At 71.2% G+C, this 26,151-nt stretch carries 25 protein-coding genes; 11 read left to right on the top strand and 14 right to left on the bottom strand.

The features are described 5' to 3' along the window. Positions 1-180: 180 nt before the first annotated feature. Positions 181-978, bottom strand: a complete 798-nt coding sequence (locus tag AB0F72_RS40450; RefSeq protein WP_360444014.1) for an alpha/beta fold hydrolase — start codon at positions 976-978, stop codon at positions 181-183. A gap of 64 nt (positions 979-1,042) precedes the next feature. Between AB0F72_RS40450 and AB0F72_RS40445 the strand changes: the two genes are divergently transcribed. Then, positions 1,043-1,852, top strand: coding sequence for a siderophore-interacting protein (locus AB0F72_RS40445; protein ID WP_360444011.1), 810 nt, complete (start codon positions 1,043-1,045; stop codon positions 1,850-1,852). On the opposite strand, the gene AB0F72_RS40440 is transcribed toward AB0F72_RS40445, so the two are convergent. From AB0F72_RS40440 to AB0F72_RS40430, 3 genes are all read right to left on the bottom strand, one after another. Continuing rightward, entirely contained in the window at positions 1,815-3,101 is a 1,287-nt protein-coding gene (locus tag AB0F72_RS40440; protein WP_360444004.1) for an ATP-binding protein, read from the bottom strand. The two genes, AB0F72_RS40445 and AB0F72_RS40440, sit on opposite strands and share 38 nt — an antisense overlap. Before the next feature lie 39 nt (positions 3,102-3,140). Beyond that, complete coding sequence (locus AB0F72_RS40435) at positions 3,141-3,320, bottom strand: hypothetical protein (RefSeq protein WP_360444001.1); 180 nt, start codon at positions 3,318-3,320, stop codon at positions 3,141-3,143. A 73-nt stretch (positions 3,321-3,393) separates the two neighbouring features. Further along, positions 3,394-3,900 (bottom strand): GAF domain-containing protein, encoded by a 507-nt coding sequence (locus AB0F72_RS40430; RefSeq protein WP_360443998.1) that lies wholly within the window; start codon positions 3,898-3,900, stop codon positions 3,394-3,396. Positions 3,901-4,091: 191 nt separating this feature from the next. Here AB0F72_RS40430 and AB0F72_RS40425 point away from each other — a divergent pair, with 191 nt between their 5' ends. Continuing rightward, the gene (locus tag AB0F72_RS40425) at positions 4,092-5,039 is read left to right on the top strand and encodes an NmrA/HSCARG family protein (protein WP_360443995.1); all 948 of its coding nucleotides are present in this window, start codon (positions 4,092-4,094) and stop codon (positions 5,037-5,039) included. A gap of 320 nt (positions 5,040-5,359) precedes the next feature. After that, positions 5,360-6,019: a GNAT family N-acetyltransferase gene (locus tag AB0F72_RS40420; RefSeq protein ID WP_360443992.1), complete on the top strand. Its 660-nt coding sequence runs from the start codon at positions 5,360-5,362 to the stop codon at positions 6,017-6,019. A 7-nt stretch (positions 6,020-6,026) separates the two neighbouring features. Here the strand turns inward: AB0F72_RS40420 and AB0F72_RS40415 are convergent, their stop codons facing one another. From AB0F72_RS40415 to AB0F72_RS40370, 10 genes are all read right to left on the bottom strand, one after another. Next, the gene (locus tag AB0F72_RS40415) at positions 6,027-6,686 is read right to left on the bottom strand and encodes a hypothetical protein (protein WP_360443989.1); all 660 of its coding nucleotides are present in this window, start codon (positions 6,684-6,686) and stop codon (positions 6,027-6,029) included. A gap of 63 nt (positions 6,687-6,749) precedes the next feature. Beyond that, on the bottom strand, positions 6,750-9,278 hold the full coding sequence (locus AB0F72_RS40410; RefSeq protein WP_360443986.1) for an HAD-IC family P-type ATPase: 2,529 nt from the start codon (positions 9,276-9,278) through the stop codon (positions 6,750-6,752). 588 nt (positions 9,279-9,866) lie between these two features. Beyond that, entirely contained in the window at positions 9,867-10,985 is a 1,119-nt protein-coding gene (locus tag AB0F72_RS40405; protein ID WP_360443983.1) for a glycosyltransferase, read from the bottom strand. After that, positions 10,975-11,916, bottom strand: coding sequence for a glycosyltransferase family 2 protein (locus AB0F72_RS40400; protein ID WP_360443980.1), 942 nt, complete (start codon positions 11,914-11,916; stop codon positions 10,975-10,977). Before AB0F72_RS40400 ends, AB0F72_RS40405 begins: the two co-directional genes overlap by 11 nt. Before the next feature lie 433 nt (positions 11,917-12,349). Next, the gene (locus AB0F72_RS40395; RefSeq protein ID WP_360443977.1) at positions 12,350-13,783 is read right to left on the bottom strand and encodes a hypothetical protein; all 1,434 of its coding nucleotides are present in this window, start codon (positions 13,781-13,783) and stop codon (positions 12,350-12,352) included. Continuing rightward, the gene (locus AB0F72_RS40390) at positions 13,780-14,613 is read right to left on the bottom strand and encodes a hypothetical protein (protein ID WP_360443974.1); all 834 of its coding nucleotides are present in this window, start codon (positions 14,611-14,613) and stop codon (positions 13,780-13,782) included. Before AB0F72_RS40390 ends, AB0F72_RS40395 begins: the two co-directional genes overlap by 4 nt. 50 nt (positions 14,614-14,663) lie before the next feature. Beyond that, entirely contained in the window at positions 14,664-14,972 is a 309-nt protein-coding gene (locus AB0F72_RS40385) for a DUF3349 domain-containing protein (RefSeq protein ID WP_360443971.1), read from the bottom strand. Positions 14,973-14,975: 3 nt separating this feature from the next. Further along, positions 14,976-15,290, bottom strand: a complete 315-nt coding sequence (locus AB0F72_RS40380) for a hypothetical protein (protein WP_360443968.1) — start codon at positions 15,288-15,290, stop codon at positions 14,976-14,978. Beyond that, positions 15,287-16,489: an inorganic phosphate transporter gene (locus AB0F72_RS40375; protein WP_360443965.1), complete on the bottom strand. Its 1,203-nt coding sequence runs from the start codon at positions 16,487-16,489 to the stop codon at positions 15,287-15,289. Before AB0F72_RS40375 ends, AB0F72_RS40380 begins: the two co-directional genes overlap by 4 nt. A gap of 83 nt (positions 16,490-16,572) precedes the next feature. Then, positions 16,573-17,403, bottom strand: coding sequence for an SGNH/GDSL hydrolase family protein (locus AB0F72_RS40370; protein WP_360443962.1), 831 nt, complete (start codon positions 17,401-17,403; stop codon positions 16,573-16,575). A 50-nt stretch (positions 17,404-17,453) separates the two neighbouring features. Here AB0F72_RS40370 and AB0F72_RS40365 point away from each other — a divergent pair, with 50 nt between their 5' ends. The 8 genes from AB0F72_RS40365 (at position 17,454) to AB0F72_RS40330 (ending at position 25,723) form a co-directional block, all read left to right on the top strand. Next, entirely contained in the window at positions 17,454-17,741 is a 288-nt protein-coding gene (locus AB0F72_RS40365; protein ID WP_360444017.1) for a SelT/SelW/SelH family protein, read from the top strand. 20 nt (positions 17,742-17,761) lie between these two features. Then, positions 17,762-18,853: an ionic transporter y4hA gene (locus AB0F72_RS40360; RefSeq protein ID WP_360443959.1), complete on the top strand. Its 1,092-nt coding sequence runs from the start codon at positions 17,762-17,764 to the stop codon at positions 18,851-18,853. Between the two features lie 51 nt (positions 18,854-18,904). Beyond that, the gene (locus AB0F72_RS40355) at positions 18,905-19,891 is read left to right on the top strand and encodes a permease (protein ID WP_360443956.1); all 987 of its coding nucleotides are present in this window, start codon (positions 18,905-18,907) and stop codon (positions 19,889-19,891) included. 46 nt (positions 19,892-19,937) lie between these two features. After that, entirely contained in the window at positions 19,938-20,678 is a 741-nt protein-coding gene (locus tag AB0F72_RS40350) for a TIGR03943 family protein (protein ID WP_360443953.1), read from the top strand. Next, positions 20,675-21,721 carry a hypothetical protein gene (locus AB0F72_RS40345; protein ID WP_360443950.1) on the top strand — a complete coding sequence of 349 codons (1,047 nt, stop codon included), beginning with the start codon at positions 20,675-20,677 and terminating at the stop codon, positions 21,719-21,721. The genes AB0F72_RS40350 and AB0F72_RS40345 overlap by 4 nt, the downstream gene beginning before the upstream one ends. Positions 21,722-21,811: 90 nt before the next feature. After that, positions 21,812-23,275: a Y4yA family PLP-dependent enzyme gene (locus tag AB0F72_RS40340; RefSeq protein ID WP_360443947.1), complete on the top strand. Its 1,464-nt coding sequence runs from the start codon at positions 21,812-21,814 to the stop codon at positions 23,273-23,275. After that, entirely contained in the window at positions 23,272-24,576 is a 1,305-nt protein-coding gene (locus AB0F72_RS40335; RefSeq protein ID WP_360443944.1) for a pyridoxal-phosphate dependent enzyme, read from the top strand. The genes AB0F72_RS40340 and AB0F72_RS40335 overlap by 4 nt, the downstream gene beginning before the upstream one ends. A gap of 1 nt (position 24,577) precedes the next feature. Next, positions 24,578-25,723: an aminotransferase class V-fold PLP-dependent enzyme gene (locus AB0F72_RS40330; protein WP_360443941.1), complete on the top strand. Its 1,146-nt coding sequence runs from the start codon at positions 24,578-24,580 to the stop codon at positions 25,721-25,723. The last annotated feature ends 428 nt before the right edge of the window (positions 25,724-26,151 follow it).

Below are 26,151 nucleotides of genomic sequence, written 5' to 3'. Positions count from 1 at the left end.
GGAGCACCTGCTACACCCATACCCGACCAACACATCGATCTTGATCAGAGTGACGGCCGTTCACTCCAAAGCATGTGCGAAGTACGGGGCTAGAACAGCACTCACTGCCAGCTGGACCAGCTGGTCACCAGTGCTGTCGGCTTCGTCGGCGTGGGTGGCAAGCCTGCGCGGTTGCCGGCGCTACCCGATTGCCTGGGTCAGGGTCTCTACTGCGGCTAACAGTTCCGGCCCGTCGAGCATCGCCCGGTCGTTGTGATCGGCGCCGGGGATCACCACCTCGGCTGTCAGCCTGCCCGCTCGGCGGGCCACCTCGGCGCTCTGGGCGGCCGGCACTACCGTGTCCGCGGTCCCATAGACCACCACCGTGGGCACCTTCACCTGCGAGATCTGCGAAGCCACCGGGTACCGGTCCCACAGCAACGCTCCCACCGGCAGCCACGGATAGTGGAACCGCCCGGCCGCCGCCAGCGACGTGAACGGTGACCGGAGCACCAGCCCGGCCGGCGGGTGCCGCACGGCGAGCGACGTGACAACGGCCGCCCCGAGGCTCTCCCCGTAATAGATGATCGGCAGACCGAGGGAGTCGAGGAACGTCCGGCCGGCGAGCGCGTCGAGCCGGAGCCCGTCCTCGCTGGGCCGTCCGGGATTGCCGCCGTAACCACGGTAGTCCAGCAGCAGCACTGTCACGCCGAGCGACGCCAGCGCCGAGGCCAGCGGCATCCGGCTCGCCCGGTGGCCGGCGTTCCCGTGGGCAACCAGCACGGAGAGTGGCCGTTCACGCGTACCCAATGGGGGCTTGACCAGCCATGCCTCCAGCCGCAAGCCATCGTCGGTGCGCAGCGTGACGGCGCTTGCGCCGGCCGCGAGCGGGGGCGCGGAGCGGTCCGGGAAGTAGATCAACTTGCGCTGCAGCGACCAGATCACCAGGACAACTATGAGTACGCCCAGAGCCCCGCGCAGCAAAAGCAATCGGCCCATCCCGCTATTGTCCGCCGCGAATTGAGTTAGGTTACCCTAACCTCCCGACCGCCCCGGAGGTTCGATGTCCAATTTCAAGGTTCGTAAGCCGGTTGATCCGCACGTGCTCATGCTCGAGGTGACCGGCAGCGCGCGGGTCTCGCCGAACATCGTCCGGGTGACGCTCGGCGGCGCGGGGCTCGACCGGTTCACGCCGCTCGGCTACGACCAGTGGTTCCGGCTCTTCCTGACCCGGCCCGGCCAGGACTCGCTCAAGCTGCCGACCCGCGCCTCCGGCCTGTGGTACGCGCAGTACCTCGCGACCGCCAAGCCGAAGCGCCCGTTCGTCCGCAACTACACGGTTCGCGCGCACCGGCCGGGCGCGCTCGACGTCGACTTCGTGGTCCATGTGGACGGCGCCGGGCACAGCGGCCCGGCCAGCTCGTTCGCGCTGAACGCCAAGCCCGGTGAGCAGGTCGGCCTGCTCGATCAGGGATGCGGGTACAACCCGCGGAGCGAGCACGACTGGACGCTGCTGGTCGCCGACGAGACGGGGCTTCCGGCGGTGGCCGGGATCTGCGAGTCGCTGCCGGACGACGCGCGCGGGATCGCGATCGTGGAGTTGCCGTCGATCGAGGACAAGCAGGACTTCCGGGTGCCGGCGGGCGTCCAGCTGATCTGGGTGCCCCGGGACGGCGCGGGCGGGGTGCCGGGACAGCTCGCGCTCGCCACGCTGCGGGAGACGGAGCTGCCGGGCGGGACGGTCTACGCGTACCTGGTCGGTGAATCGGCCCTGGCCACCGGCGCCCGCCGCTATCTGGTCGGCGAGCGCCAGGTGCCGAAGCAGAGTGTGGACTTCATCGGATACTGGCGGCACGGTCACGCCGCTGGCTGAAGCTGGTGACCGCGCCGGGCAGCCACAGGCTGATCACCGTGCCCCCGTCCGGCGCCTCGTCCACCGCGATCGTGCCGTGGTGCCGTTCGACGATCCGCAGGCAGGTGGAGAGCCCGATCCCGTGCCCCCCGCGGCCGGCCGGGTCCACCTGTGTGAACATGTCGAAGGCGCGGCCGCGCCCGTCTGCCGGGATGCCGATGCCGTTGTCGGTCACGGTGATCAGATGCCCGCCGTCGGTGTGCTGACCGGCGATCTCGACGCGGGGCGCCCGGTCCGGGTGGTGGTACCTGATCGCGTTGTCGATCAGGTTCTGCAGCAGCTGCCGCAGCAGTGTGGGGTCGGCGCTCAGCTCGACGTCGCCGCGTACCCGGACCTCGGCGCCGTGGCTCTCGATCAGCGTGCGCAGGTCCGCGGAGGCCGCCGAGGTCGCCTCGGCGAGGGTCACCGCGGAGCGCACGCACGGCGCGTTGCCGGCCTTGGCGTAGGTGAGCAGCGCCTCGATCAGCTGCCGCATCCGCTCCATCGACGCGCCGGCGCCGGCCAGCCAGCCGGCGGCCCGCTCGTCGAGGCGGTCGCCGTAGAGCTGGTCGATCAGCTCCAGGTATCCGCTGGTGCTGGCGAGCGGGCGGACCAGATCGTTGCTGACCGCCGCCGCGAAACCCTCCAGCTCCTCGTTGGAACGGCGCAGCTCGGCGTGCGCCAGCTCCAGGCGTCGCCGGTCGCGTTCGGCCGCGGCCGTCGACTGCTCGGCGATCCGGGTCTGCCGGCGGCGTTCGAAGAGGCCGACCAGGACCTTGGCGAGGTCTTCCAGCCGGCTCAGCTGGGTCTCGGTGAGCGACTTCGCCTCGGTGTCGAAGACGCAGAGCGTGCCGAGCGCGTAGCCGGACGGGGTGACCAGCGGGACCGAGGCGTAGAAGCGCACGGCGCCGATCCGGCCGTCGACCCAGGGGTTGCCGGCGTAGATCGGGTGCCGGCTCGCGTCCGGCACGTGTGCGATCCGGCCGCCGCGGAACGCGATGGCGCACATCGAGTCGGACCGCCGGGTGATGGACCCAACGAAACCGACAGTGGCGAGCTGGCACTGCCGGCTCTCGTCGATCAGGTTCAGGGTCGCCGTCGGCACGTCCGCGATGGTGGCGGCGATCCGGACGACGGCGGTCAGTTCCGCGTCGGCGGGGGAGTCGAGCAGCGCGTACTCGTGCAGCGCGGCGAGACGGGCCTCTTCGAGATCGAGCATCAGCGTCGGCACGACGACGGTATCGGCCGGCCGTCCACCCGGTTGAGAAGACTATGTGGTCAGACCGTTGACCAGCGCCACGATGTCCCCGCGCAGGTCGGTGGCGGCCACGACCAGGCCGGCGATGACGAGCGCCACGAGCAGGATGTACTCGACGGTGGTGGCGCCGGTGTCGGAGGGGGGTTCGAAGGACTCCACACCGGAGTATTCGGGAGACGTGGACGTACCCATGAGTCCCTTCTGGTTGTAAATGCGGATCGCCCGGGACCCTTGTCGGGCCACGGGCGATCGGAACGCGCGGGGGTCAGCGGTCGAGCAGTCGCACGGCCCGGTGGCCGTGTTCCTCCAGCAGGGCCACGGTGGTGGCGTCGAACGAGTTCGGGTCGGGGGCGAACGCGCAGAGCGTCCCGACGACGGTGCCGCCGACGCGCAGCGGGACACCCGCGTACGAGCGGGCCGCCCCGTAGAGGTCGGCCGAGCGGAACGGCCCCCACTGCTCGGCGTGCAGGTCGACGACGATCAGCGGCTTGTCCGGGTTGACCACGCGCGGGCAGACCGCCCACCCGGCCGGCACGCCTCCGGTCTCGGCCATCCATCCGCCGATGCCGGTGGCGGCGGCGATCAGGACGGCGTCCGGACGTACCAGGTTCAGCGCGACGACGGGAACGCTCAACCGCGTCGCCACGCCGGCGACCACCGCCTGGAGTTCGTCCCGGACGGGCACGCTGTTCGCCAGCAAGTTGGTGACCGTCTCGGTGCGAGAGTCGACCAGCACGTCGAGAGACGTCGCCTCGTAGCCTGACTGGGGCATCCATGATCCTTTCGGTCGTCCGGGCTGCTCCGGTGAACACTCCTCCGGGGTGGGTGCTACGCCGTACACCCGAGGTTGCTGTCCGGTAGCGATCACCGTGACCGCCGTCTCATCGCATCGGGAATTATCGATTGAAGGGTCCGGTTACACCGGCCGCAACGTCCGGTTGTGAGACCAGGGGAGTGAGTCGGATGAGCGAGAAGAAGGTCATCGCGGTCGTCGGAGCCACCGGTGCGCAGGGTGGTGGCCTGGTGCGAGCGATCCTGGCCGACCCCGACGGCGGATTCGCGGTGCGGGCGCTGACCCGGGACGTGACGTCGCCCGCGGCGCAGGAACTGGTCAAGCTCGGCGCCGAAGTGGTGCAGGCCGACAACTACGACGAGGCGAGCCTGGTGGCGGCGTTCACCGGGGCGTACGGCGGGTACCTGGTGACGAACTTCTGGGCGCACATGTCCGCCGAGAAGGAGCTGGTGGAAGCCGCCAACCTGGCGAACGCCGCCCGTCGCGCCGGGCTCCGGCACGTCATCTGGTCGACGCTGGAGGACACCCGCGACCACATCCCGGTGACCGGCGACCGGATGCCGATCCTGCAGGAGAAGTACAACGTCCCGCACTTCGACGCGAAGGCCGAGGCCGACGAGCTGTTCCGGGCGGCGGGCGTGCCGGCCACGTTCCTGCGGACCACGTTCTACTGGGAGAACCTCGCCAGCGGCTGGGGCGCCACGCGCGACGCTGACGGGGTGCTCACGCTGAGCCTGCCGATGGGTGACAGCAAGCTCGCCGGGATCGCGGTGGAGGACATCGGGCGGACCGCGTACGGGATCTTCAAGGCCGGAAATGATTACGTCGGGCAGACGGTGCACATCGCCGGTGAGCATCTGACCGGTGCGGAGATCGCGGCGGGTCTGAGCCGTGCGGTCGGTGAGCCGGTCGTCTATCGTCCGCTGAGCCATGACGCCTATCGCGCGCTGGGCTTCCCGGGCGCGGACGAGGCGGGGAACATGCTGCAGTACTACACCGAGTTCGACGAGTACTTCACCGGTGTCCGTGATCTGGAGGCGGTGCGGAGGTTGAACCCCGAGTTGCAGAGTTTTGAGCAGTGGTTGGCGGTCAACGGGCACACGATCCCGCGGGACTGATTGGGCGGGTGCTTTCCGCGGGCCTGTGTCCGAGCTTTATCCGCGTGCTTCCGCGTGTTTGTTCGCGTGCTTCCGCGTGCTCGCTCGCCAGCTTCCGCGCGCTTGTCCGCGTGCTTCCGCGCGCTCGTTCGGAAGCCGCCCGCGCTCGTTCGGGAGCCGCCCCGCGCTCGTTCGGGAGCCGCCGCGCCGAGGCCCGGTCCACCACAGCCGGGCTCGGCGCGGCGGCTCGATCAAACCGTATCCAAACCGGGCAGGCGAGTACCACAGATTATGAGCCTAGCCTCCTAGGATGCCCGGGGGCGGCGTTACGCTCGGGACTTGTGATCTCCATTGCCACCCCTGCGCACCGGGACCGTATCGTCGGCTCGCTCGTCGCCGCGTTTCCTGACGATCCCGTTCTCCGGCACCTCTTTCCGGATGACGAGACGTATCCGGTGTATGCCGCTGCCTTCTTCGGTCACCTCTTCGACAAGCGGGTGCACCGGGAGTCGATCTGGATGGCGGGGGACGGGTACTCGGCGGCGATCTGGGAGCCGCCCGCGCTGATCGCGCAACCCGCGGCGCCCGCGACCTCGGAACCCACGGCGCCCGCGACCTCGGAACCCACGGCACCGGCGATCTTGGAAGCCGCCACGACCGCCGCGCCTGCCGCGACCGCCGCGACCGCCGTGACCGCCGTGACCGCCGCGCTTCCGCCCGCCGAGCTTGCCCGCATGCGTGCCTACGACGACGCTGTCCACGCCGCGCTCCCGGCATACCCGTTCTGGTATCTGGGAGTCCTCGGCACCCACCCGGACTGGACCGGCCGCCGCTGGGGTCACGCCGTGATGGCCGCCGGACTGCGCCGCGCCGCCGAGGACGGCCTGCCCGCGATCCTGGAGACCAGCACACCGGGCAACGTCGAGATGTACCGCCGGGCCGGCTGGCAGGTGATCGCCACCGTCGAACACCCGCTGCCCAGCTGGATCATGCAGCAATAACGACGGTTCACGCGGCGACGAGCGCGCCCCTGCGCTGAGGCCGGGCCGCCGTCAGCCACACGGTGACAATCAGAACAAGCTCACCGAGGTTGCTCAGCCACAGCACCGCCGCCCCGGCGCCCGCCGCCGCGAACATCGCCATCCCGCCGACCAGCAGCCACGGCCAGCGAGCCCGCATCAACAGCGCGACCCCCGCGCCGATCATCACCAGGATCGCGATGATCGCCGGGATCGGCGGGCCGTTCGCGGCGGCGTTCGTGTAGCGCAGCGTGTCGGCGTACCGGGTCGGTTCCAGTTCCAGCGTGAGGATGTCGGCCCAGGCGCCGGCCGCGATCAGCAGCAGCGTCAGCACGCCGAACGCGGCCGGGACGGCTCGGCCGGCGAAGAACCGCACGCCGTAGCGGCGGCCCAGACCCACCGCCACCATGATCAGCAGCGGCACGAGCAGGGCGTGTGTCACGTACCGGGGAAATGACAGCGCCCGCAGCAGCGGGCCCTCGCCGAGGGTGCTGCCGATCGCCACCACCGCGTTGTCGTAGATCAGCGCGAGGACGACGAGGACGAGCAGGCTCAGTGTCCAGTCCGGTTGCCGCCGCCGCAGCACGATCACGAGGCCGAGCAGGGCGATCTCCGCGACGGCGACCAGTCCGAACAGTACGCTCACCACGACGGCTCCCGTTTCGTTGAGGGAAACGCTGTTCCGTCACGGTAGACGTGCTGCCGGGTGCGGTCAATGCGTCTCCGGGCCGGGAGTGTCCAGGGCGAGCAGTCGATCGAAGAGCTGATATCTCAGGACGACCGTCAGGGTCCCGTACCAGAGAAGCAGTGCCGGAACGACGACGAGGAAGACCGGCCGCGACGGGCCGGTGAGGCCGAAATACTGCCAGAGAACGGGAATGAAGAGCACGGCGCTGAACACGATGCACAGTCCCAGAACCAGCAGCGCCGGGCGGGTGTCCTTGGTGGGCGTGGTCCACGCCGCGAAGAACCGCGATCGGGGCGCCAGAAACAGGATCAGCCCGAACGAGGCGAAACAGAAGAACGTCGACAGCCCGGTCTGGGCCAGAATGGTCGCGGACGCGGTGGTGAAGTCGGCGTCGATGCCGTACGTGAGGCCGGTGTAGCTCTCGAACTCCTCGATGATCTGGTGCGGGGTGCGCCGCCCCGAGCTGAACCCGGCGATCACGATTTCGTAGAGCGCCGTATAGACGGCCGCGCCGAAGGTGGCCGTGACAATCGAGACCGGCACGACGAATCGCACCAGATTTCGCAGCATGCACGGATCGGGCTTGGTGGGCTTCGCCCAGAACGTCAGAAAGACCGTCGGCACCCCGACCGTGAACATCGTCAATCCCACCTGCGTCGGCGAATAGGGGAAGCCGAGCCCCAGCATGGTGACGGTGAGAATGACGAGCCCCTGGCTGACCACGCGAGCCAGAAAGACGTACAGCGAGATCCCGATTCCATTGATGATTTTCCGCCCTTCCTGCTGGGCGGGCGGCAGCGCCGCGAACGAGTCCTCGACCAGCACGATGTCCGCGACGTCCTTGGTCACCGCGCTGCCGCTGCGCATGGCGACCCCGATGTGCGCCTGCTTCAGCGCCCGCGCGTCGTTCACCCCGTCGCCGATCATCGCGACGTAGTGCCCCTGCCGCCGCAGCGACCGGACGATCCGTTCCTTGTGCTCGGGAGCCACCCGGCCGAAGACCGCGGTGCGCGCGACGATCGCGTCCAGCGCGTTGTCGTCGAGATCGTCGAGGGCGGCGCCGGCGACCGGCTCATCGGCGTCGATTCCGGCACGGCGGGCGATCGCGGCGACCGTACGCGGGTCGTCCCCGGAGAGAACCTTGAGCGAAACGCCCTCGTCGGTGAACCGCCGGACCGTGTCGACGACCTCGGCGCGCAGCTCGTCGGCGAGCGCCACGAGCGCGACCGGCACGAGCATCGGCAACTCCGGGTGACCCTGGGCGTCGCGCAACCCGGCCACGGCGTCGCGGGGGCTGGCCTTGTCGCTCTCGGCTCGGGCCAGCAGCAGCACCCGTAGCCCCAGCCCGGTGCGCTCGGTGACGTCCGCGGCCGGTAGGGGTTTGCGCAGGCGGGGCGCGAGCGCGTCGGGCGCGCCGAGCACCCAGGTGCCCTCGTCGGTGACCAGGCCGGACCAGCGCAGCGACGACGAGAACGGCACCTCGTCGCGCACCTCCCAGACGTCCCCGGGCAGTGCCGCGACCAGGGCGAGCGCCGTCAGATTCGGGGTGGTGGCGTTGTGGGCGAGACTGCCGAGCGCCGCTGCCGCCTCGGCGTATTCATGGTCGCCGATCGGAACGATCTCCTCGAGGGTGAGCTGCCCGGTGGTCAGCGTGCCGGTCTTGTCGGTGCACACCACGTCCACGTTGCTGACCGATTCGACCGCGTTGACCTGCTGCACCAGCGCGCCGTGCCGGGCGATCCGGACCGCCCCGGCGGTGTAGGCGAGCGCGATCAGGAAGAACAGCCCATAGGGTACGAGCCCGGACAGCACCGCGGTGATCTGCACGACCCGAAGCAGGCTGAATCCCTCGATCGCCGTCTGCGCCAGAATCGCCCCGCTCATCAGCGCGGTCAGCGCCATGACGAGCCGCACGATGAACTCGATGCGCCGCTGCAACGGCGTCTTGTCGGTGGTCGAGCGCCGCGCCTCGGCGGTCAGCCGCCCGGCGTAGCTGTGCGCGCCGACATCCCGCGCCTGCTGATGCCCGTCACCGGCCACGCACAGACTCCCGGACCGCAATTCATCACCGGGATGCTTGACCACCGGGTCGCTCTCCCCGGTCAGCAGCGACTCGTCGGCCTCCAGCCGCCCGCCGTCGAGCAGCGGCCCGTCCACCACAATCTGATCACCGGGCCGGACCCGCAGCACGTCGCCACGCACGACCAGCTCCGGCGAGATCTCCAGCTCCTGACCGTCCCGGATCACCAGCACTCCGGTCCGGTCCAGCAGCTGCAACCGGTCAAGCTTGCGCTTGGCCCGAATCTCCTGCGCCGCACTGATCACCGCATTGATCAGGCCAAGTCCGACACTGATCAGCGCGTCGCTGTACCGTTCCAGCGCCAGCAGAGCGGCGCCGATCACGAACAGAATCAGATTGAAGAACGAAAATACATTGGTCCGCAGGATCTCGCCGTAACTCCGCGAGCCCCCCTGCGCCGCGGCGTTGCCCTCACCCCGCCGCCGCCGAGCCTCCGCCTCCGCCCCGGTCAGCCCGTCAGCCGGCGCGAGCATCACCTGTTCCATTCCATCGCCCCGGATCAAAGGTACATTTCGGGCGACCGTTTTTCCTTTGTACGGGTAACCGGCCGCCCCCAACCGCACCACCCCCGTCCCCGAGAGTCCACGCGACCCCGAGAGGGGCGCAGGGCCGTCCGGCGCGTTTCGCTACGCTGCCCACTCCCGCCCCAACCAGTCCCGCCCCGCGCCGCCGTCGCCCCGCCGTCGCCCCGCGCCGTCGCCCCGCCGTCGCCCCCGCGGCGAGCCGTAGCCCAGGCAGGTAACCGCCCGTGATCACATGCGTGGACTACGGATGGGCTCCGCGAGCCGTAGCTGGCGCCGGCTACCCGCCCGTGATCACATGCGTGGACTACGGCCGGGCCCCGCGAGCCGTAGCTGGCGCCGGCTACCCGCGCGTGATCACATGCGTGGACTACGGCCGGGCCTTGCGAGCCGTAGCCCACGCAGGCAACGGCCCGTGATCACATGCGTGAGCTACGGCCGGGCTCCGCGAGCCGTAGCTGGCGCCGGTTACCGTTGCGTGATCACATGCGGGGGCTACGGCTGGGCTGTGCTCGCCCCGCTAAGCGCAACCCCACCCCGCTAAGCGGCAACACCCCGCCGAGCCGCCGCCTCGTCGTACAGCTCCTCCAGCCGCCGCGTCTGCTCCTTCAGGTCGAAGCGCTCCACCACCCTGCGATGCCCCTGCGCCCCCATCCGCCGCCGCAGCGAAGCGTCCCCGAGCAGCCGCCCGACTGCCGCCGCCAGCCCACCCGGATCCGCTTCCGCGCAGAGCAACCCGGTCTCCCCGTCGACCACCGCCTCCGGGATCCCGCTGTGCCGCGTGGCCACCACCGGCAGCCCCAGCGCGGCAGCCTCCAGAATCGTCGTGGGCAGCCCCTCGGTGTCCCCGTCCGGCGCGATCTTGGAAGGCGCCACCAGCATTCGCGACTCGGCGAGGTGGCGCTGCACGACAGAGGGTGGATGACTGCCGAGGAACGTGGCGTCCAGCCCCAGCCGTTCGGCCCGCGCCCGGATCGACGGCTCCAGCGGCCCGTCCCCGATGAACAACGCCCGCGGCCGTGGCGAATGCATCGACGCCAGGGCGGTGAGCAGGTCGTCCACCCCCTTCTTCGGGACGAACCGGCCGACGAACGCGACGTCCCACCGTTTCGGCACGATCGGCGGGGATGCCGGAACAGGCACGCCGGTGTAGTGAACGCGTACCCGGGAAGGGTCGGCGCCGCACGCGACGGCCCGCTCCCGGATCACCTCGGAGACGGCGATGACCAGGGTGGCCCGCCGGAACACGGTGCGCAGGTTCTGCCGGTACCGCATCCCGCGCACGCCGGGGCTCTCCGGCTGGCGGGTGACGTCGTGGCCGTGAACGGTGACGATCAGCGGAACACCGAGGCGCGCCGCCGCGCCGCTGACCAGCCAGCCGTCCCCGCCGAAGTGGGCATGGACCAGGTCGGGCCGCTGCGCGGCGAGAACCCGGTCGAGGCGCGGCGACGACCCGGTGAGGCGCAGCCGCAGGAACGCCCGCCGATCCGCCCCGAACGTGATCACGTCGTCCGGGCGGGACAGCGGCGACTCGGTACGGGTGGCGCCCAGGTAGGTGGGCCGCCACCGAGCCAGCGCGTCGCCCTGCCCGCGGACGAACGTCTCGGACCCGGCGAGCAGGGCGCTGCGCCAGATGACCAGCCGAGGGTCAGGAGACATTCTTACGGCTCACGATCATGTCGCGGACCCGGTGCCGCAGCGACGGCGGCAGCGCCCAGATCTGCACGTGCGTGAGGTAGTCGAGGGCGCCGGGCCGCCCGTTCCCGCGCGCTTCGGCGAGCAGCTCACGGAAGAGCGCGCCGTTCCGGGTGGGCGCGGCCATCGAGCTGAGCACGCTGAGCGCGAACGCCGCGTACGCCCGGGGGGTGAACAGCTCCCGGTTCGCCCGCAGCCAGGCGAGCTGCTGCTCGTACGGCATCTCCAGGCTGATCCGATGCCGATCCTCGTCCTGGTGCCAGAGCACGAGCGGCTCCGCCGCGTAGATCAGCTCGACGCCTTCGTGGCGGATCGCCCGCAGCGTCCAGTCGAGTTCCTGCTGGCGGCGCAGCCCGACGGTGAACGGCACGGCACGCATCAGCTCGGTCGGCGCCATGATCGTGGAGGTCTGGATGAACCCGTCGCCGTAGAACAGTCCCCGGCGCACGGTGAAGTACTCACTGAGCGGCTCCCCGGCCGACGGCAGCCGGCGCGGCATCACCGAGTCGGCGCGCGGGGTGCGGTTGATCAGCCGGGTCGCGACGACCGGGTACGCCGCGCCGGACCGGCCGGCCAGCTCCAACTGGGTGGCGATCTTCGCGGGGAGCCATTCGTCGTCGTCGTCCAGGAACGCGGTGAACCGGCCCCGGGCCTCGCGGGCGCCGACGTTGCGGGCGTGCGGGGCCCTGCCGCGTTCGGGGAGCACCACGACGCGCAGCCGGGGGTCGCCGATCCCGGACAGCTCCTTGACGGTCTCCTCGTCGGGGCCGTCCACGACCACGATCACTTCGAGGGCGCGGTGCGTCTGTCCCAGCGCGGAGGCGACGGCACGGGTGGCGAGTCGCGGTCGGTTGCACGTCGGGATGACGACGCTGACATCCAGCTCGGTCGACATGAGGCCCGACGCTATGGGCGGAAGGCGAGGGCTGCGGAAACAGCCCCCGACCAACAAGCGAACTCAGCGCCGCCGCCCGAAGTGCCGCCGCCCGAAGTGCCGCCGCCCGAAGTGCCGCCGCCCGAAGTGCCGCCGCCCGAAGTGCCGCCGCCCGAAGTGCCGCGGCCCCGAAGCGCCGCGGCCCGAATGCGCGAGCCGTAGCTGGCGCATGGAATCCGCCGCCACGTTTACCGGGCTGGTCTACGGCTGGGTCGGCCGAGCCGTAGCTGGCGCAGGCAATCAGGCCTTGATCACCGGGCTGCCTACGGCTGGGCCAGCCGAGCCGTAGCTGCGAGCGGCTATCCGGGCTTGATCACATGCGTGAGCTACGGCCCGGCCGCAGCGTTCCAAGATCGGCCGGGCTCAGGACGCACACAACCGGTTCCGTGCGCTCTCACCGCTGCTGCCTGCGGAACTGGTGCAGGGCCGTCCGGGCGGCTCGCTTGCCGGTTCGCAGGGCGCCCCGGACGGCCGTCGCCGCCCGGCCGGGGACAGTGCCCTTGAGCAGGGTGATGATGCGGTGGGCCCGGGCCAGTTCGGCGTCTCGTGTGGCGAGCCGCGACTCGTACCAATCAAGCCTGGCCTGCGCCTCGCCCAGCTCCCGCGCCAGACGGTCGCGCTCCGCCGCCACCTCGCGGAACGCGCCCGCGCCCGGCCACGCCGGCGCGGATGCCGGAGCCACACCGGTCATCGCCGCGATCAGCTCGGCCAGGTCCGCGGGCGCCGCGTCGACGAAGTGACCCAGGGCCACCTGCGGATCCCCGGCCGCACCGAGCCGGAGATCGTGCAGCCGTCCGTCGGCGTCCACGACGATCCCGTCCGCGGAGACTCCCGCGAACTCGCCACCCTGCCAGGCCGTGAGCAGCGCCCGCATCCCCGGAAGGTCCCGCGCCCGAGCCGCCACGAGCAGCGCGTCCATCAGATTCCGCCCCACCGGCACGGCAGCGGAGTCCAGGTCGGACCGGCACCATCCCCGCGCCGTCCGAGTCAGCCGGACGACATCAGGCGTCGCCGCGAGTATCACGTCGGGCAGGGGCACCGAGCCGCCGCGGGCGGCCACCACGAACCACCCCGGCGCGAGCTCGCCGGCCAGGTCACTCGCCAGCATCTGCACGGCGACCGGCCGCGGATCCGCCAGCATCGGCTCATCCGGCGCCCCGGCCCGCCGCACCACACCGGCCAGAAACCCCCGCAGATCCGGATCCCGCAGCGCCGCGGAGCCGACCAGCGCCCGGGGCGACCGGGGATCCGGGTACGCCGCATAGTCACCGAGCACGTCAAGCCCCGCCGCCGCGAGAGCCGAGCGCAGCGCGCCGGCCCCGACCGGCCGGGACGCGTCGTCGAAGGCCGGCGCTCCCCACTCCTCGTCACCGGGTTCGGCCGGCAGGGCGAGCAGCCGGTGCAGGCCCGCCGGGTTCGCGCACCCGAGCATCAGCCGCCCGCCGGGCCGCAGCACCGCGAGCAGCGTTCCGAGACTGTCCGCCCAGGTCAGCCCGTCACTCTCGGTGGAGCCGGCCCGGTCCAGGCCGTCCAGGGCGAGCACGGTGTCATAGGCCGGGACGGCCGCGAGTTTCTCCAGGCTGCCGCAGCACACCTCGAAGCCGGGCCGGGAGGCGTACCGGGCGGCGAGCGCCTCGGCGTCCGGAACGCCGCGCGTCAGGACGGTGACCCGTGCGGACGGCACCGCGTCGATCAGTGGAAACGCGTGCGGCCCGACGATCAGGGTGTGTCCCCGCGCCGCCGACGCGAGGACGGTCAGAGCGTCGCCGCCGGCCGGGGACCGGTCGGACCAGTGCGGCATCTCGCCACCGAGGAGAAGCGGATTCACGCGGCGGCCACCGTCGACGAGGAGGACCAGTGGAACAGGGCGCGCAGCTCGGCCGGGGACAGCAGCCGGTCCGCGCCGAGCTCGTCGACGGCGATCGCGTGCGCCACCGCCGGGTCGACCTGTTTGCCGTGCAGCTCGGCCCACTGCCGGCGGATCCGGGGGCGGCCGCCGAACAGGTCCCGTTCGTCGCGCAGCTGCATCGGGTCGCCGTAGACGGCCGGCTCGCAGCCGGCGAGCGCGCCGTAGAAGACCGCGCTGCACAGCCGGTTCGACGCGACCCGCCGGTGCCGGAGCAGTTCGGCCAGTTGCCGGTCGAGAAAGCCCGGGTCGAGGTCCTTCCACCAGCCACCCCGGTACCCGTGGCAGATCACCCGGAACCCGGCCCGCTCGTAGCGGCGGCGGACCGGGGCGGTGCGGTACTCCTGCCAGTAGAGGCAGACCGTCACCGGCCCCGGCTCGGTCTCCGTGATCTCCGCGATCAGCCGGTCGTGGTCACCCTGGACGTGCTGGCCCTCCCAGCCGTGGAACGGGTACCAGATGGTGCCGTCCCGCTCCCCGGCCGGGGGAGTCAGGGTGAGCAGGTAGGCCAGCGGCGCCCCGGTGACGTACACCCGGCGCCGGCCCATCGACCAGGCGCGCCGCCGGGTCCGCTCGCTCCAGACGAACGACGGGATTCCCGGGACGTACTCGTGGTCGGGCGCGAGGCCGTCGCCGATGTTCCAGCCGTGCTGCAGGTAGCCGTGGATCCGGGGCGGGACGACGCCGGGGGCCAGGCCGCAGTACCGGGCCAGGGCGTACGAGTGCCCGTAGTAGTGGTTGGCGTGGTGCACGGCCCATCGAAGCGCGCCGAGGCGTCCGGCGCGCTAACGACAGGCGACGGTCAGGCGTCGGGTGGGTCGGCCAGTGGCCACCCACCGGCCGCCAGGTGCGCGGACACCCGGACGACGTCCTCCGGCGTGGCCTCCTGCAGGACGGTGCTGCTGACCATCTCCTCGATGTCCCGCGCGGTGATCGGCTCGACGGCCTGCGCGGCGAGGTCCGCGGCGATGCCCCGGATCTCGTCCTCGCTGAGGGTGCGCCGCAGCAGCCCGAGCAGCACGACGTAGTCCCGTTTCGGCACGCCGTCCGGGTATCCGGCGCGCAGCCATCCGATCGCGCGGGCCAGGAAGTTGGTCCGTGATTCGGCCATCGCTCAGTCCTTGCTGACCAGGGTGGGATAGACGTGCTCGAAGCTGAGTTCCTTGCCGAACCCGGTCGCCACGATGAACGTGATGCCCAGCGCCACGCCGAGCAGCACCACCGTGAAGCAGGCGATCGCGCCGATCCGGCCGATCGGGTGCGGCCGGGGTCCGGCGGTTCCGGCCGCGTGCGCCGCGGCGTCACCGCCGGTGCCGAACGCCATCGAGCGGATCCCGAGCGCGAAGACCGCGGGCAGCCCGGCGCCGATCAGGACGCCGATGAGCAGCACCTTCCAGGCGCTCTCCAGGGCGAGCGTGAGGTTGTTCATGCGTACTCCTTGGCGCGCGTGTCCTGCCACTCGTCGTTGACGTTGTTGTGGTCGACCGGGGTGCGGCGCGACAGCTGGTACATGAACGCGGCCGCCGCGAGCATCAGCACGAAGATGGTGATCGCGCCGGCCACGCCGCCGATCAGGTCCGCGACGAACCACATCAGCGCGCCGGCCAGCCCGGCCGCGGGCAGCGTGATCAGCCAGGCGGCCACCATCCGGCCGGCGACGGCCCAGCGGACCTGCGCGCCGGGACGGCCCACACCGCTGCCGAGGATCGAGCCGGTCGCCACCTGCGTGGTGGAGAGCGCGAACCCGAGGTGGCTGGAGGTGAGGATCACGGTGGCGGCGGCCGATTCGGCCGCGAAACCCTGCGGCGGGGCGATCTCGACAAGACCTTTGCCCAGGGTACGGATGATCCGCCACCCACCGAGGTAGGTCCCGAGGGCGATGGCGAGCGCACAGCTCACCCGTACCCAGAAGGGAATGTCGTCGGTGTCGGACCACTCGCCGGCGGCGATCAGCGCCAGGGTGATCACCCCCATGGTCTTCTGGGCGTCGTTGGTGCCGTGCGCGAGGGAGACCAGCGACGCGCTGCCGATCTGTCCCCAGCGGAACCCGTTGTCGGTGAAGCGGGCCGCCACCCCGAGCGTGATCCGGTAGATCAGCCAGGTCGCGACGCCGGCCACGACGCCGGCGATCACCGGGGACATCAGGGCCGGCAGGATCACCTTGCCGAGGACCCCGTCGAGCTTGCTGCCGTCGCCGGTCCACTTCACGCCGGCCCAGCCGAGGCCGGCCACGGTGGCGCCGATGATGCCGCCGAAGAGCGCGTGCGACGAGCTGGACGGCAGGCCCAGCAGCCAGGTGAAGAGGTTCCAGAGGATGCCGCCGATCACGCCGGCCAACACGATGATCAGCAGGGCTGTGCCGCCGTCGGCGGTCAGCTCCGCCTTCGGCGCGCCGTTCGTGTCCTGGATGTTGACGACGGCATTGGTGACGGTGAGCGCGACCTCGATGGAGAGGAACGCGCCCACCAGGTTGAGCACCGCGGAGAGCAGTACCGCGACCTTCGGCCGCAGAGCCCCGGTTGCGATCGACGTCGCCATGGCGTTCGCAGTGTCGTGGAACCCGTTGGTGAAGTCGAACCCGAGGGCGGTGATGACCACGAGGGCCAGGATCACAAGTGTCTCGGTCACACCGGGGTGGTCACCGCCGGCCGGGCCGCCTACGCCTCACCTCGCGACTGTTATCCAGCTGTTTCGATGCCCTTCATGTGGCGTCAGCCCGTCACGCCGTGCAGCACTTTCGCGTACGCCGCATACCCGTCCGCGTTCGGGTGGAACGACTCGGACATGTCGTCGGCGATCGCGTGGATCCACGGGTCCTTCGTGCACGCCTCGTGGCCCGCGAAGATCACCCGCCCGTCGACGTAGGTGAACCCGGGGTGCTTGGCCACCACCGTGGAGATCACCTCGGAGAGGGTGTCGGACGCCGCGTTGAGCGCCTTGCGGCGGGCGTCGTTCAGCGAGTCGCAGGTGACCCCGGCGCCCGGGTCGGCGACCAGGTGCGGGTAGCCGACCACGTAGACCTTGGCGTTCGGGGCCTTCGCGCGGATCTGGGTGTAGAGCTTGTCCAGCGAGTCCGGCAGGCTCGACGCCATCGTGCCGGCCGCGTTCTTCACCGACTGCGCGCAGGTCTGGTCGGAGCCGAGAACGCACTGCTGAAGTCCGGCGACGAAGCCGACGTCGTTGCCGCCGACGGTCAGCGTCACCCAGCCGGTCCGGTCGGTCAGGGCGGTGAGCTGCTGACTCGTCACGCTGCTGATCACCGCGCCGCTGCACGCCTTGTTCACCGTCGCGCCGAGAGCGTCAGTGCCCTTCGCGTCGATCCAGAGCTGGGGGTACGACTTGTCACTGCTCTGCAGGCAACTGGTGTCGGAGTAGTTCCCGCCGCCGAGCCCCGCCGCGTACGAGTCACCGAGCGCCACATAGTCCCGGGCGTCGGCCACCACGGGGGCGCTCTCGGTCACCGGGTCGTCGGCCGAGTCCCCGGAGCAACCCGACACGACCACCAGGGCCACCGCTCCGGCAGCGATCCAACCGAGCCTCAACACCGTCTCCTCACGTTCACGTTTCCGTGCATGATCATGCCGCAGGGATACTGAACAGCGTGACACCTCGTCTGGAGATCGAATACTGCACGCAGTGCCGCTGGCTGCTGCGCGCCGCCTGGACCGCGCAGGAGCTGCTCACCACGTTCGCCACCGACCTGGGCGAGGTGGCGCTGATCCCCGGGATCGGCGGCGTCTTCGAGGTCCGGCTGGACGGCGAGACGCTCTGGTCGCGCAAGGCCGAGGGCGGGTTCCCGGAGATCCCGCCGCTGAAGCGGATGGTCCGCGACCGGATCGCCCCGGACCGGGATCTCGGGCACAGCGACAAAAAGGCTTGATCATTTGGCAAAGTTGACGGATGAAACTGAAGATCTTGTCGCAGTGGACCGTCGCCTTGCCGGTCCTGGCCGTCGCCGCACTCGTGCTGACCTGGGGCCGCGACCTGCCGCCACCGGCGGTGGTGATCGTGGCCGTGCTGCTCGGCGGCGCGGTCATGGCCGCCGTGCACCACGCCGAGGTCGTCGCGCACCGGGTCGGTGAGCCGTACGGGTCGCTGATCCTCGCGGTAGCGGTCACCGTGATCGAGGTGGCGCTGATCGTCACGCTGATGATCAGTGGTGGCGAGAAGTCCCAGTCCCTCGCGCGGGACACCGTCTTCGCCGCCGTGATGATCACAGTGAACGGCATCCTGGGCCTCTCGCTGCTGGTCGGCGCGATCCGCCGGCGGATCGCGGTCTTCAACCCGGAGGGCACCGGCGGGGCGCTCGCCACCGTCGCCGCGATCGCCACGCTGAGCCTGGTGCTGCCCACGTTCACCACGAGCCGGCCCGGACCGCAGTTCTCGCCGGCCCAGCTCGGCTTCGCCGCGGTCGTCTCGCTCGGCCTCTACCTGCTGTTCGTGCTGGTGCAGACCCGGCGGCACCGGGACTACTTCATGCCGATCACCACCGACGGCGAAGTGATCGAGGGGGAGGAGCACCTGGAGCCGCCGAGCGGGCGCACCGCGCTGATCAGCCTCGGTCTGCTGCTGGTCGCGCTGGTGTCGGTGGTCGGCCTGGCGAAGGGCATCTCGCCGTCGATCGAGTCGGGGGTGGCCTCGGCCGGCCTGCCGCACTCCGTGGTCGGCGTGGTGATCGCCCTGCTGGTGCTGCTGCCGGAGACCATCGCCGCGGTCCGCGCCGCGGCCCGCGACCGCATCCAGACCAGCCTCAACCTGGCGCTCGGCTCGGCCATGGCCAGCATCGGACTGACCATCCCGGCGATCGCCATGGCGATGATCTGGCTGGACGGCCCGCTGCTGCTGGGCCTCGGGGGCACCCAGATGGTGCTGCTGGTGCTGACGTTCGGGGTCGGCACGCTCACCGTGGTGCCGGGCCGGGCGAACATTCTCCAAGGTGGCCTGCACGTCGGCCTCTGTGCGGTGTTCCTGTTCCTGGCGGCCAGCCCGTGATCACCCGATCGTGATCCGGGTTTTCCGTCGCCCACCCGGTAAATTCGCACGGTGACCGACACCCTCGTCAAGGATCCCCCGGCGCGGCCTGGCAGCCGGGGGATCGGTTCGGTCGAGGTCCTCGCCGCCCTGCTGGTCCTCCTGGTGATCTTCCGGGGGCCGCTGTCCGGCCGGGTCGCCGGGCCGGAGTTGCAGACCTGGACCACCGTGTTCGTCTCGGTGCTGGTGCAGGCCGTCCCGTTCCTGGTCTTCGGCGTGCTGCTCTCGGCCGTCATCGCGGTCTTCGTGCCGGCCTCGTTCTGGGCCCGCGCGCTGCCCCGCCGTCCCGCCCTCGCGGTCCCGGCCGCCGGTCTTGCCGGGGTGGTGCTGCCCGGCTGCGAGTGCGGCAGCGTCCCGGTCGCCGGCGCGCTGATCCGGCGCGGCGTGACCCCGGCCGCGGCGCTGGCGTTCCTGCTCGCCTCCCCGGCGATCAACCCGATCGTGCTGACCGCCACCGCTGTCGCCTTCCCCGGCAACCCGGAGATGGTTCTCGCCCGTGCCCTGGCCAGTCTCGCCGTCGCGGTGCTGATGGGCTGGCTGTGGCTGCGGCTGGGCCGCACCGACTGGATCCGCCTGCCGCACCGGCCCGAGCCCGCGGGCAAGGGCCGCGCGTTCTGGTCGGCCTGCCGCCACGACATGGTGCACGCCGGTGGTTACCTGGTGATCGGCGCCGCGGCCGCCGCCACGATCAACGTGGTGGTGCCGGAGTCCTGGTTGCAGACCCTGGCGAGCGACCCGATCCTGTCGGTGCTGGCGCTCGCGGTCCTGGCCGTGCTGCTCTCGATCTGCAGCGAGGCGGACGCGTTCGTCGCCGCGTCGCTGTCCCAGTTCTCGCTCACGTCCCGCCTGGTCTTCCTGGTGGTCGGCCCGATGGTCGACCTCAAGCTGATCGCCATGCAGACCGGCGTCTTCGGCCGCGGGTTCGCCTCCCGGTTCGCCCCGGCGACGTTCGCGCTCGCGGTGCTGGCCGGCACTGTCACGGGCTGGGTGCTGCTGTGAAGGGCACTGCTGTGAAAACGGGCGCTGTTGTGAAAAGGATGCTGCGGTGAACCGGCAGGCACAGGCGGTCGTGCTGCTGCTCTTCGGCGGCGCGATCCTGAAAGCGTCGATCACCGATCTCCACCTGCGCTACGTGAAGGAGGGCCTGCGGCCCTTCCTTCTCCTGACGGGCGCGTTCCTGGTGCTCACGGCCATCTTCACCCTCTGGTACGAGCTACGCCCGGCCGCCGGGCGAAAGAGGGCTCAACCGGTCCCCGATCCCGGGCACAGCGAGACTCACGACCATGCTCACCACGAGCCGCGCGTGGGCTGGCTGCTGCTCCTGCCGGTGATCGCCCTGCTGCTGGTCGCGCCGCCGGCCCTGGGCGCGTTCACGGCCGGCCAGTCCGGGACGCTGACCGCCACGGCCGAGTCCGACTACGGCCCGCTGCCCGAGGGTGACCCGGTCGCCGTGGGCCTGCTCGACTACGCCTCCCGCAGCATCTACGACGACGCCCGCAGCCTGGCCGGCCGCCGTGTCCAGCTGACCGGGTTCCTCAGCACCGGACCGGACGGCGGCCCGATGCTGGCCCGGATCGTGGTGAGCTGCTGCGCCGCTGACGGCCGGCCGATCAAGATCGGGCTCACCGGCGGGCCGGCCGTCGACGTCCCGTCCGGCACCTGGCTGCAGGTCACCGGCAGGCACAGCACACGCCGGGCGAAGGACCCGGTCAACCAGGCCGACATCGCGTACCTCGAGGTCGAACAGTGGCAGCCGATCACCCCGCCGAAACAGCAGTACGAGTGACACGTACCCGGATCAGCCTGGCCGTCGCGCTCCTGGCCGCCGCCGCCCTGCTCGCCGGTGGCCTGCCCGAGCAGGAGGCATCCGTGCCCGCGACAGCGGCCCGGCTCACCCTCGCCCAGGCCTGGCCGCACGCCGCCCGCGCCGATTTGCGCGACCTCGGCCTGGAGCCGCTGCTGTTCCTGGACGCCACCACCGCGGCCGGGACCGTTGACGACGCCGGGCACACCCGCCTGCTCGTCGGGGAGCGGGAGCTGCGCCGGCTGCCCGCCGAGGCGCGGTTCGACAACCTCACGATGGCCGGCGAGGACCTGCTCTGGACCGAGACGGCGGAGGACGGCCGTACCGAGATCTGGACCGCCCGGCCACGGGGCGGGACAGCGCCGCGCCGGCTGACCGCCGACACCGGCAACATCCTGCTCTACGGCAACCAGTACGACCTGGTCGTGGCGGAGGGCCGGGTGCACTGGGCGGCCGCCGACGGCGACCGGAGCACCGAGATCCGCTCGGTCCCGCTGGCCGGTGGCGCGGTCCGGACCACCGTCGAGAAAGGGCAGTGGGCGCTGTCGGCCTGGCCGTGGCTCACCGACGACGTGGGCGGGCAGGCCGGTGAGATCCGGCTGCGGAACATGAGAACCGGCGCGGAACAGCGGGTCACCGCCGGCGCCGCGGAGTGGACCATGTGCAGCCCGGCCTGGTGCCGGGTGATGGTGATGTCCGGCGAGGGCCTGGCCCGGATCGACCTGATGCGCCCGGACGGCTCGCGGCGTCACCGGATCGCCGGGCCGGGCACCCAGGCGGCTGTCAACGACGTGGCGGTGCTGGACCGGTTCGAGGTGCTCTCCGAGCCGCGCCCGGACTCCGACCTGACCGGCACCGCGGGCCTGATCGTCCACGATGTCGGTGCCGGCGGGGCGGATGCCGGCCGGACGGTGCACCTGACGGTCGCCGCCGACCTGGCGGCCAGCCGGGACGGGATGCTCTGGTGGTCGACCGGGGACCGGGAGGCGACAGTGTGGCACACGCTGGACTTGAGGACCGTGTGACGCAACGCTCCGTATTCACTCTTTTGCGGAGGGTGGCGGAGTCGGTTACGTTGGGAGCGCGCCGGAGAACCCTCCCCGGGAGTCGCCACCATGCTGTTCCTGAAACCGAGAATCGATCCGCTCACCCAATCCGTTCTCGATGACGGCGAACTGCTGACCCGGCTGGTGGCCGGTCTCGGCTCCCCGCTCAACGTGGTGCTGCCGCAACGCGTACCGGAAAATGTGGCGGCCTTCCGGGCGGCGTACCGCAAGCATCGCCTGAGCGGCCGGATCTACTTCGCGCACAAGGCGAACCGGTCGTCCGCGCTGCTGCGCGAGGTCGCCGCCACCGAGGCCGGGGTGGACGTCGCCTCGGCCGGCGAGCTCCAGCACGCGCTCGCGGCCGGCTTCACCCCCGACCGGATCATGGCGACCGGCCCGAAGACCCGGGAGTACCTCTGGCTCGCGGCCCGCGCCGGAGTGATCGTCAACGCGGACTCGGCGGGCGAGCTGAGTGAGCTGGCGTCGCTGGCAGCAGCCTTCCGGCTGCCGCGGGTGCGGGTCATGGTGCGTCTGTCCGGCTTCGCGACCTCGGGGGTACGGGTGCGGAGCCGGCGCAGCCGATTCGGCGTGCCGGCGTCCGCGCTGCCCGGCGTCCTGGAGCTCGTCGAGAAACACGCCGAGCGGCTCGAGCTGGTCGGCGTGGCGTACCACCTGGACACCGTCGAGGTGCGGGAGAAAGCCGTCGCGCTGGAGGGCTGCCTCGCGGCGCTCGACGAGTGCCGGCAGCGTGGACTGCGGCCCTGGTCGCTGGATATCGGCGGCGGCTTCGGCGTGAACTACCTGGCCGACGGCGCGCAGTGGGAGCGGTACACCTCCGAGCTGGCCCAGGCGGTCCTCGGCAACCGGCCGTCGCTGACCTGGGACGACCACGGGTACGGGCTGCGCGCCGAAGGCGGCACCCTGCGCGGGGCCCTCGCCCTCTACCCCGCGCACCGCCCGGTCGCCGGGGCGGACTATCTGGACCGCCTGCTCGGGACCGACGCACCCGGCCAGCGCCGCCCGCTCGGCGAACTGCTGCTCGACCACATGTACGACCTCGACGTCGAACCCGGCCGTGCCCTGCTCGACCAGTGCGGACTGGTCGTCGCCGAGGTGGTGGACGTGCGGGCGGACGGCGACGACACACTGGTACGGCTCGCGTGCAACGCCCGGGACATCGGGCTCGAGGAGCACGGCGTGCTCATGGACCCGGTGCTCGTACCCCGGAAGCCTTCGTCTGTCCCGCAGGCGCAGCCGGCGGCGGAACGCCCGGCCGGGGTGTATCTGCTCGGGAACCTGTGCCTGGAATCGGATCTGATCACGCGGCGCAGGGTGTTCCTGCCGCACCTTCCGAAGCCCGGTGACCTGCTCGCGTTCGTGAACACCGCCGGGTACCTCATGGACTTCACCGCGACCGAGGCGCTGCACCAGCCGGCCGGCCGCAAAGTCGCGGTCTACCGAGCCGGTGCGACGTGGCAGTGGCGCCTCGACGAGAACTACTGGCCGATTCACGCTCAGCCGGAGGCGCCATGATCTACAGCGACATCACCGAGGCCATCGGCAACACCCCGCTGGTGCGCATCGACCCGGACGTGCACGGCCTGCGGAACATCGACCTGTACGCCAAGATGGAGCTGCTCAACCCGTTCGGCTCGGTGAAGGACCGCGCCGCGTGGAGCATGGTCCGCCCGCTCCTCGACGACGCCGTGCGGCGCGGCGACACCGTCGTCGAGCTCTCCAGCGGCAACACCGCGAAAGCGCTCGCCCTGATCGCCGGGATGCACGGGCTGCCGTTCAAGAGCGTGACCAACCGGATGAAGATCCCCGAGATCAAGGACCTGTTGCTGCTACTCGGCGCGGAGATCGAGGAGTTGCCCGGCCGGTCCGAGTGCCTCGATCCGACCGACACCGACGACCCGCTGACCAGGATGTACCGCACCCTGCAGACCGCCGGCGGATTCGTGCACACCGATCAGTACTTCAACGAGCGCAACGCCGACGCGCACTTCTCCGGCACCGGCCAGGAGATCGTCAAGGATCTGGACGGGCGGGCCCCGGACTACTTCATCGCCTGCGTGGGCACCGCCGGATCCTCCACCGGGGTGGCCCGCGCGCTGCGCGCCCACGGCGCCGACTCCACGATCGTCGGCCTGGTCGCCGCGAAGAGCGACTTCATCCCCGGCATCCGCACCATCGACGAGGTGCACGAGGTCGGCCTCTTCGACCCGGAGGTCTACGACACCATCGAGACGATCAGCGCGGACGAGGCCATCGACGGGCTGCTCACGCTGGTACGCCGGTGCGGGACGCTCGCCGGGCCGACCGGGGGCGGGGCCTACCAGGGCGCGGTGCGTTATCTGCGCACTGTCGACGCCGAGCTCACCGAACGCCGCAGCGCCGTCTTCATCGTCTGCGACCGGGTCGAGAGCTACCTCAGCTACCTGCGGGAACGCCGGCCCGCGCTGTTCGGGCGGCCGCCGCGCCCGAACTCTGTCGCCTCCCTCTCCGCCGCCGAGATCACCGCGGCGCCGACCGTGCCCGTCACCGCGTCCGCGACCGCCGGCGCCCTGGTCGTCGACCTGCGCAGCCCGCACGCCTATCAGGCGCTGCACATCGACGGCTCGATCAACATCAGCGACGAGGTGTTCGGCTCGATGCTCACCGCCGGCCTGCCGTTCAGCCCCCGGCAGCCGGTCCTGCTGGTCTGCCCGGTGGGGGAGAGGTCGGCCGCGTACGCCGCCCTGCTCACCCGGATGGGCCACCCTTCCGTGCGGTCGCTCGACGGCGGTGTGATCGCGTGGCGGGACGCCGGTCTGCCCCTGGTCAGGGACTGAGATGGAGTCGTACGCCTGGCACGCGGGGTTACGGGCCCAGTTCCCGATGATCGTGGGCAACCCGGACGTGGCGTATCTGGACAGCGCCGCGACCTCGCAGAAGCCGCAGGCCGTGCTCGACGCGGTGATGACCTATCTGACCACCGGGAACGCGAACGCGGCTCGGGGTACGTACCCCTGGGCCAATCGGACGACGGCGCGGATCGCTGCGGCGGGGGAGCGGATTCGCCGGTTCTTGGGTGATTTCTCGGATGTGTCGGGTGTGCACTTCGTCAGCGGGACCACCGAGGGGTTGCGGACGGTGGCCCGGGACTGGCTGACGCCCCAGCTGCGCCCCGGTGACGAGATCCTGGTGCCGTTCGCCGACCACAGCGCGAACCTGCTGCCCTGGGAGGAGGCGGCCGCCCTCGCCGGCGCGACCGTGCGGGGCCTGCCCTACGACGCGGCACACGACTACGCTCACCGCGAGCTCGAGGTCTCGCCGCGTACCCGCCTGATCGCCGCCACCCACGTGCACCACGTCTACGGCAACGACATGAACGTGCACCGGCTGCGCGCGCTCGCCCCCGACGTGCCGATCTGCCTGGACGCGGCACAGAGCTTCGGCCACCTGCCGCTCTCGGTCGCCGAGCTCGACGTCGACTTCGTGGTCTTCTCCGGACACAAGGCGATGGCGCTGCCCGGCACCGGGGCGATCTGGTCCCGCAACCGGCGCGGACCGGCCCTCACCCCGGCCGGCTGGGCCGGCTCACCGAACACCAGCGGCATCATCAGCCTGGCCGCCGCGATGGACTGGCTCGACGAGGCCGGACTGTCCCGGATCGCCGGCTGGAACCGCGCGCTCGGCGTCCGGCTCACCGAGGGGCTGTCCGCGATGCCGGAGTACGAGGTGCTCGGCTGCCAGCGCAGCCTGCGCGCGGACTCCCCGGTGCAGCAGCGCCACGGCATCGTCACGTTCCGCCACCGGGAGATCAACTCGAATGACCTGGGCTTCATTCTGGCCGCCGACGGATTGCTGGTCCGTGCCGACGAGCACTGCCAGGCCCCGGCGGGCGAGAAGACCTCTTCGGTACGGGTGAGCTTCCACGTCTACAACAGTCCGGAAGAGGTGGACCGTCTCCTGGATTGTCTTCGCCGTCTTCGCTGAGCCCCCGCCCGCCAGCCCGCCCGCTCGTCCGCCGTCCCGCCCGCCAGCCCTCCCGACCGCCGGCCCGCTCGCTCGCCAGCCCGCTCGCTCGTCTGCTCGCCCGCTCGTCCGCTGGTCCGCCCGTCCGCCCGTCCGCCCGTCCGCTCGTCCGTCCGCCCGTCTGCCCGTCTGCGCGTTCGCTCGTCCGCTCGTCTGCGCGTCCGGTCGTCTGCGCGTCCGCCCGTCTGCTCGGCGCTCGATCGCGAGCCGTATCCCACGCAGGTAATCCGTCCGAGCCCACGGTCGCAAGCGCGTCCACCCGCCGCGAGCCGTAGCCCACGCAGGTCATCGCGTTGGCGGATTCAATCGGTGGTTGCAACACAGTCTGTTTGTGCTGGTAGCGGTGCTGAGAGTAGCGCGTTGAGGGCTTGAGCGGGAGTTCTCATGCC

Origin of the sequence: Actinoplanes sp. NPDC023936 (genome assembly GCF_040639325.1) — a bacterium.
Lineage (GTDB): Bacteria > Actinomycetota > Actinomycetes > Mycobacteriales > Micromonosporaceae > Actinoplanes.
The sequence above is the reverse complement of the archived record's forward strand: the minus strand, read 5'-3'. Positions and strand labels throughout refer to the sequence as shown.